7 protein-coding genes are annotated in these 6,831 nt (G+C 72.2%); 6 read left to right on the forward strand and 1 reads right to left on the reverse strand.

The genetic code is table 11. The annotated features are described in order from the left end of the window. Nucleotides 1–110: 110 nt before the first annotated feature. A complete protein-coding gene (locus V2J63_RS15660; protein WP_331231926.1) occupies nucleotides 111–326 on the reverse strand; it encodes a Flp family type IVb pilin in 216 nt (71 codons plus the stop codon). Between the two features lie 405 nt (nucleotides 327–731). On the opposite strand from V2J63_RS15660, the gene V2J63_RS15665 reads away from it, so the two are divergent. The 6 genes from V2J63_RS15665 to V2J63_RS15690 form a co-directional block, all read left to right on the forward strand. Then, nucleotides 732–1,391, forward strand: a complete 660-nt coding sequence (locus V2J63_RS15665; RefSeq protein WP_331231927.1) for a TetR/AcrR family transcriptional regulator — start codon at nucleotides 732–734, stop codon at nucleotides 1,389–1,391. Nucleotides 1,392–1,419: 28 nt separating this feature from the next. Then, nucleotides 1,420–2,061 (forward strand): A24 family peptidase, encoded by a 642-nt coding sequence (locus tag V2J63_RS15670; RefSeq protein WP_331231928.1) that lies wholly within the window; start codon nucleotides 1,420–1,422, stop codon nucleotides 2,059–2,061. A gap of 466 nt (nucleotides 2,062–2,527) precedes the next feature. Continuing rightward, on the forward strand, nucleotides 2,528–3,184 hold the full coding sequence (locus tag V2J63_RS15675) for a TetR/AcrR family transcriptional regulator (RefSeq protein WP_331231929.1): 657 nt from the start codon (nucleotides 2,528–2,530) through the stop codon (nucleotides 3,182–3,184). A 27-nt stretch (nucleotides 3,185–3,211) separates the two neighbouring features. Next, complete coding sequence (locus tag V2J63_RS15680) at nucleotides 3,212–3,853, forward strand: prepilin peptidase (RefSeq protein WP_331231930.1); 642 nt, start codon at nucleotides 3,212–3,214, stop codon at nucleotides 3,851–3,853. Between the two features lie 233 nt (nucleotides 3,854–4,086). Beyond that, a complete protein-coding gene (locus tag V2J63_RS15685) occupies nucleotides 4,087–5,361 on the forward strand; it encodes a multidrug effflux MFS transporter (RefSeq protein ID WP_331231931.1) in 1,275 nt (424 codons plus the stop codon). 283 nt (nucleotides 5,362–5,644) lie between these two features. Next, the coding region (locus tag V2J63_RS15690) for a DUF222 domain-containing protein (protein WP_331231932.1) at nucleotides 5,645–6,831 on the forward strand (1,187 nt) is incomplete at its 3' end.

Below are 6,831 nucleotides of genomic sequence, written 5' to 3' on the forward strand. Positions count from 1 at the left end.
CCCCCCCCCCCCCCCCCCCCCCCCCCCCCCCCCCCCCCCCCCCCCCCCCCCCCCCCCCCCCCCCCCCCCCCCCCCCCCCCCCCCCCGGTGCCCGGGTGATGAGCGGTTGATCAGGCAGCGGCCGGATCGGGGAGCTCGCTCGTGATCCCGTCGAAGAGGGCGCTCAGCTGGGTGCCCAGGAGGGTCACGCCGACGATGATGACGACGGCGATGAGGCCGACCATGAGGCCGTACTCGACGGCGGTGGCGCCGCGGTCCTTGCGGCCCTCGAGGCGGTCCCCGACGAGGGTGAACATGGTGACGAAGTAAGCGGCTGCGCGGGTCATGAGTGATCTTCCTTCACTTAGGTCTCCGGGCCAGAGAGGCCGGATGAGGATCGGCGCTGCAGTTCGGAGGTGAACCGGCGCTGGATGAAGCGTGGCAGAGGTTTGCGGCAAGCGCAAGAAGGTAGACCCAGATAACTTGCACTTGGAGCATGTGTTCTACATCGCACTCCAGACTCCTCACATCGTGCTGTCACGCGCCGATGTAGGTCTACTTTGCGGGCACCAGCGCGCCTTGAGGTCGACATGTCGTCCGTCAGACCGTGCCGGTCCGCGCAATTCGGGCGTACGCCCCCTGCCGAAGGAGTGGAGGTGAGGGGCGCGGACGATCATCGTCTACACATGCTGTGAAACATGCGACATCCGCAACTCAACCGGTACCGCAAGATCAAGTGTTAGCATCTCGCCATGAATGAACTTGAGGGTGGTCGCCCCGCTCCCGAGATCGGCCTGCGCGAGCTCAAGAAGCGGATGACCCACGAGTCGATCGCGGACGCTGCCCTGCAGCTCACGGTGGAGAAGGGCCTGGACTCGGTCACGATCGATGAGATCGCTCGCCAGGCCTTCGTGTCTCCCCGGACGGTCTCGAACTACTTCTCCTCCAAGGAGGAGGCTGTCGTCGTCGCCGGCGCTCCCGCCTGGATCACGGTGGTCGAGCAGTTCGGCGAAGGCCCGCACACCGAACGCCCGTTGGCCATGCTGCGTGACGCCCTGTCCGAGTTCGCGGAGTCCTGCACCGAGGAGCAGCTGCGCATCTGCGTGCAGTCGGTCGAGCTCGTGGGCCGGTACCCGGCTCTGCGGCCCTACCAGACCGCGGAGTACGACAAGCTCGAGGAGGCGCTACGGATCCGTGTCGCTCAGCGCACCGACACTGACGTCGAGTCCGACATGTATCCCTGGCTCGTCGCCGCTGCCGCCGTCGCGGCCCTCCGGTCCGCCATGCGCCTGTGGGCGCAGCGCGGCGGCCGGTCCGGCCGGCTGCCATTCAAGATCCGTGACGCCTTCGACCTGTTCAGCGAGGGGCTTCCCGCACCCAGCCGCGAGCGGGAAACCTCGCCCGCGACGTGAGGCGGGCGTTCCCGACGGTGCCCGCCCCATGACGCCCGCCGTCGTCCTCCTCACGGCCGTCGCGACCGCCGTCGCCGCTGTGGCGCTGACGCCGTGGATGCGGCGCGTCACGACGTCGGACTCGGCGTGGCTGCGTTCTGGCGTCCACGTCGTGCTCGCCGCGCTCGGCGGGGCGGGGGCTGCCGGCCTCGCGAGCGGCTGGGCCGAGATGATCACGTTCGCGACGCTCGCGGTGGCGTGTGCGCTGCTCGTCCCCATCGACCTGGCTGAGTACCGGTTGCCGGACATCATCGTCGGCCCGATGTATCCCGTGCTCCTCGTCGGGCTGGCGGTCGCCGCCGCCGCGGGCGGCGAGTGGGGGAGCCTCGGACGGGCGGTCGGGGGCGCCGTCGTCCTTGGCGTCGGGTATCTCGTCCTCGCCCTCATCACTCCCTCGGGGCTCGGCCTCGGGGACGTCAAGCTGGCTGGGCTTCTCGGGGCGTTCCTCGGCTGGCTCGGTTGGTCGCACGTGCTGCTCGGTACTCTCGCGGCGTTTGTCCTGGGGGGCGTCGTCGCGCTCGTGCTCCTCGTCACGCGGCGTGCGCAAAGGCACTCGTCGGTCGCCTTCGGGCCGTGGATGATCGTCGGCGCAGCGGTCGGAGCCGCGTGGGGGCCGGGGCTGATCGGCTGACGCGCCGGGAGTGATCGGCTGACGCGCCGGGGCTGATCGGCTGACGCGCCGGGAGTGACGGCACGGCCATCGCTGCTCTCGAGACTGCCCTGCTGCGCGTCCTGGCCGTCCAAGCTGGCCTCACCCCGGCGTCAGGTGGCCGCCGTCCCGCGGCTCGGACCGCGTCGACTCGTCGTCCGGCACAGTGTCGCTCGTCACATTTCCGGCGTGCTGTACGTGCGCGCTCGACCAGGTCGTCGAGGTGGCGAGCTGCCACGAACGGGAGTGAGTGCCCTGCGCCGCGCCGTGATCCCGGCCCTCCTGTGCTTCCGCTTGAGATCCGCGCGCCGCGCCCAAGCGCAATCGGCAGTCGAAGCGGGGAGCTGCCACTAGACTTTTGTCTAGAACCTTCGTCTAGACTTACGGGACAAGTATGCGTTGTCCGCAAAGCAGCTGGCTGCGCAAGACCGAGTGCTAAGGACCTGAGATGAACCCACCAGAGGCTGGCCGTCCCGCCGGGATCGGCCTCCGCGAGCTGAAGAAGCGAATGACGCACGAGTCGATCGCTGATGCCGCTCTTCAGCTCACCCTCGAGAAGGGTCTCGACTCCGTCACGATCGAGGAGATCGCCCGGCAGGCGTTCGTCTCGCCGCGCACCGTCTCGAACTACTTCTCCTCCAAGGAGGAGGCCGTCGTCGTCGCCGGTGCCCTCGCGTGGCGCACGGTCATCGAGGCCTTCGGGGACGGCCCGCGGACGGACCACCCGCTCGAGCTGTTGTGCGAGCGCTTCTCGGAGTACGTGGAGTCCTGCACCGAGGAGCAGCTGAAGCTGTGCGTCCAGGCGATCGAGCTCGTCGAGCGATTCCCGGCCCTGCGCCCGTACCACAGCGCGGAGTACGACAAGCTCGAGGAGGCCCTGCGCCCGCGGGTCGCCCGCCGCACGGGCACGAGCGTCGAGTCGGACATGTATCCCTGGCTCGTGGCCGCCGCCGCCGTCGCGGCCCTGCGCACGGCGACGTCCATGTGGGCCCAGTTCGGGGGACCGGCGGGCCGGCTCCCCGTCCAGGTCCGCGACGCCTTCAACCAGTTCAGCGCCGGCCTGCCGGCGCCGGACCGCGCGCGGCACTCAGCTCCCGCCTCGTGAGGCGGCGGTGGTGAGGATGCCGGCGGCGTGACGCCGGGCGTCGTCGTGCTCGCGGCCCTTGTCACGGCCGTCGCCGCCGGTGCCCTCACCCCGTGGGTGCGGGCGATCACGACGACGGCCTCGGCGTGGCTGCGCTCCGGGCTCCGCGTCGCGCTCGCCGGCCTCGGCGGCGCGGGCGCCGCCGCCCTCGCCCACGGCTGGGTCGAGCTCGTGACGTTCGCCGTCATCGCCCTCGCGTGCGCGCTCCTCGTCACGATCGACCTCGCCGAGTACCGGCTGCCGGACGTCGTCGTCCTGCCCGCCTGCGTCGCGCTCCTCGTCGGCCTCACGCTCGCGGCGGCGACCGGCGCGGGCTGGGAGAACCTCGGACGGGCGCTCGGGGGAGCGGCCGCCCTCGGTGCCGGCTACCTCGCGCTCGCCGTCGTGACGCCGTCGGGCCTCGGCCTCGGGGACGTCAAGCTGTCCGTCCTCCTCGGTGGGTTCCTCGGCTGGTTCGGCTGGCCGCACGTGCTTCTCGGCACGCTCGCGGCGTTCGTCCTCGGCGGCGTCGTCGCCCTCGCGCTCCTCGCGGCGGGCCGTGCGGACCGACGCTCGTCGGTGGCGTTCGGGCCGTGGATGATCGCCGGCGCGGCGGTCGGAGCCGCGTGGGGGCCGGCGCTCCTGGGCTGAGGAGCCGTTCGTCGGCGGTGCACCCGCGAGGCACCGTCAGGGGGTTCACCGCGCTCGAGGGCCGGCGCCACGGGCGAGTGAGTGGAATCACCGCGCCCAAGGGCCGCCGTCACGGGCGAGTGAGTGGAATCACCGCGCCCAAGGGCCGCCGCCACGGCCCAGTGAGTGGAATCACCGCACTCAAGGGCCGCCGTCAGCGGTGACGTTCGTGCGGCGGTGCAACGATTGACGCCGTGACATCTACCCCGGCCAGCCACGCTCGCCCGAGCGTCAAGTTCGTCCTCCTCGTGGGCGTCATGGCCGCGCTCCCCGCCGTGACGACCGACATGTACCTGCCGTCACTGCCCGAGGTGGCGACGGACCTCGACACGACCCCGGCCCTCGTCCAGGGGACGATCACCGGTGTCCTCATCGGTGGTGCGATCGGCCAGCTTCTCGCCGGCCCGATCACCGACCGCTTCGGCCGGCGGGCACCGGTCATGGTCGGGGTCGCGATCCACGTCGTCGCGTCGATCCTGTGCATGCTGACCCCGGGGATCCTCCCGCTGCTCGCGCTCCGCGTCATCCAGGGCGTCGGCAACGCCGCCGCGATGACGACGGCGATGGCGGTCATCCGGGACCGGTACACCGGGGCCGCAGCCTCGGCCATCCTGTCGCGGCTCATGCTCGTCGTCGGCGTCGCGCCCATGCTCGCCCCGACGCTCGGCAGCTTCGTCGCCGGCGTCGCGGGGTGGCGGGCGGTCTTCGCGGTCCTCGGCCTCATGGGGATCGGGCTGCTCGTGCTCGTCTGGCGCTTCCTCCCCGACACCCTGCCCGTGCACCTGCGGCGCACCGACGGCGTGCGGGGCGCGGTGCGCGGGTACCGGATCCTCCTGCGCGACCGCTACTTCATGGCGCTGACGATCCTTCCCGGCCTCGCACTCGGTGCGCTCATGAGCTATGTGGCCGGGTCCCCGTTCGTCCTGCGGGGTGGCTACGGCCTGTCCGAGACGGAGTTCGCCCTCCTCTTCGCGATCAACGGCGCCGGGCTCGTCCTCGGCGCCCAGATCAATGCGGGGCTCGTCCGCCGCGTCGCGCCGCTGCGCATCCTGCGCGTCGCGCTGCCGCTCGCCCTCGGCATGGGCGTCGTCCTGCTCGTCGTCTCCGTGCGCGAGACGGGCGGGCTCCTCGGGCTCATGATCCCGCTGTGGTTCCTCCTGACGATCAACTCGGTGGTTCCGCCCAACGCCTCGGCCCTCGCCCTCAGCCGGCACGGCGAGCGGGCGGGGTCGGCCGCCGCCGTCATCGGGGCCGCCCAGGCCGGGATCGCGGGCGTCGTCAGCCCGCTCGTCGGCGTGCTCGGCGAGGACGCCGTCGCGATGTCGACGGTCATCCTCGGCGTCGTGGTCGTCGCCTTCCTCATCCTCGCGTTCGCGACGCCGGCCTACCGCCGCGGGCGCTTCGACCTCGAGCACCTCTCGATCGACGGTCACGGCGCCGCCCGCCCCGAGGCGGACACCGTCTCCTGAGGGAGGGGCCGCCGCACCGATCGGCCCGAGGCGGGCACCGTCTATTGAGGGGCGGCCGCCGCACCGACCGGCCCGAAGTGGGCACCGTCTCCTGAGGGAAAGACCGCCGCAGCGACCGGCCCGAGGCGGACACCGTTTGGGTACGCACTCGGGCGCGCGCATCTTCTCCACCCCGTCATGGGCGGGGCCTGTCCACAGCGGTGGCTGGGGTCGGTGTCGTTGTCGGTGGTGGGTGGTTGACTTCAGGTAGTGGTCGAACGCACGTACTGGTGGGGTGGTCCGGGTGGCTGTCGCGATGGTGGCGCTGGGGGATCTGGAGCGCGCCGCGACCGTGCTGGCTGGCGCTGATCTCGGGGACCTGTCGAGTGACGTGCTGGGGGAGGCCCTGGCCCGGTTGTCGGCGGTGGAGGGCCAGGTGTGCGCGGCCCGGGCCCGCCTGGTCGCGGCGATCGATGCGGAGGGGACGTGGGCGGCGGGCGGGGCGCGCTCGTTCCCGGCGTGGGTGCGGGAGCGGACGGGCCGGTTCGAGCGGGAGGCGTCGCGGATGACGCGGGAGGCGCGGGCGTTGCGCGATCACCTTCCCGGGACGGTGAGGGCGTTGGCGGCCGGGGAGATCGGTCCGGACCACGTCGCCGCGCTCGTGCGCTACGGCACGAGCTCACCGGAGTGCATCCGGGTGCTGGGAGACCCGGACGTGGGCGAGGAGTTCCTGCTCGCTCAGGCGCGGGTGCTGGACGCGAGCCGGTTCAACACGCTCATGAGGAACTGGGCGCTGCGGGCGGATCCGGGGGCGGGGGACCGGCGCTGGAAGGAGGAGTCGGAGCGGGAGGAGGTGTCGTTGGCGAAGACGCTGGAGGGCTACCACGGCAAGGTCTGGCTCTCCGAGGCGAACGGGGCGTTGGTGCTGGCGGCGTTGGAGGCGCGGGCGGGCCGGCGCGGCAAGGGCGATACGCGCACGGTGAACCAGCGTCGTGCGGGCGCGCTGGTGGAGCTGGCGGGGATGGTCCTGGACTCGGGCACGCTCCAGCCCGGGGCGCGTATCCGCCCCCACATCGCGATCACCGCCACGATCGGGACGCTCATGGCGATGGTCCGCGCCCAGCGCCCCGGCGAGCCCTGCCCGACCCGCACCCCGGCCGGTGCCTTCGGTGTCCTCGAGGCCACGCCCACCGGCGCGGGCGGCTCCCGCGACTGGTCCGAGAACCCGAGCGGCGCACCTGCGGACCCCGGCTCCCTCTTTCTTGCTCACCCAGGTGGCACCGGCACCGGGGCGGGCCAGGGTTGCGGTCCGGCCGGATCCGTTCCCGAGGCCGGTGACGCGGTGTGGGGTCAGCTGCTCGGGAGGATCGAGACGGCTCTGGACCACAGCCAGCTCGTCGGGGTCGAGCCGGCCACGCTCGAGGACGGCAGCCCGGTCCCGTTCGGGCTCTTCGCCCAGCTCGCGTGCAGCTCGGCCCTGCACCGGGTCGT

The organism is Georgenia wangjunii, assembly GCF_036421975.1.
Taxonomy (GTDB): domain Bacteria; phylum Actinomycetota; class Actinomycetes; order Actinomycetales; family Actinomycetaceae; genus Georgenia_A; species Georgenia_A wangjunii.

What these genes read in the sequence shown, in the direction of transcription:
- V2J63_RS15665 (WP_331231927.1), top strand. Translation starts at nt 732, where the DNA reads ATGAATGAACTTGAGGGTGGTCGCCCCGCTCCCGAGATCGGCCTGCGC.
- V2J63_RS15670 (WP_331231928.1), top strand. Translation starts at nt 1,420, where the DNA reads ATGACGCCCGCCGTCGTCCTCCTCACGGCCGTCGCGACCGCCGTCGCC.
- V2J63_RS15660 (WP_331231926.1), bottom strand. Translation starts at nt 326, where the DNA reads ATGACCCGCGCAGCCGCTTACTTCGTCACCATGTTCACCCTCGTCGGG.
- V2J63_RS15675 (WP_331231929.1), top strand. Translation starts at nt 2,528, where the DNA reads ATGAACCCACCAGAGGCTGGCCGTCCCGCCGGGATCGGCCTCCGCGAG.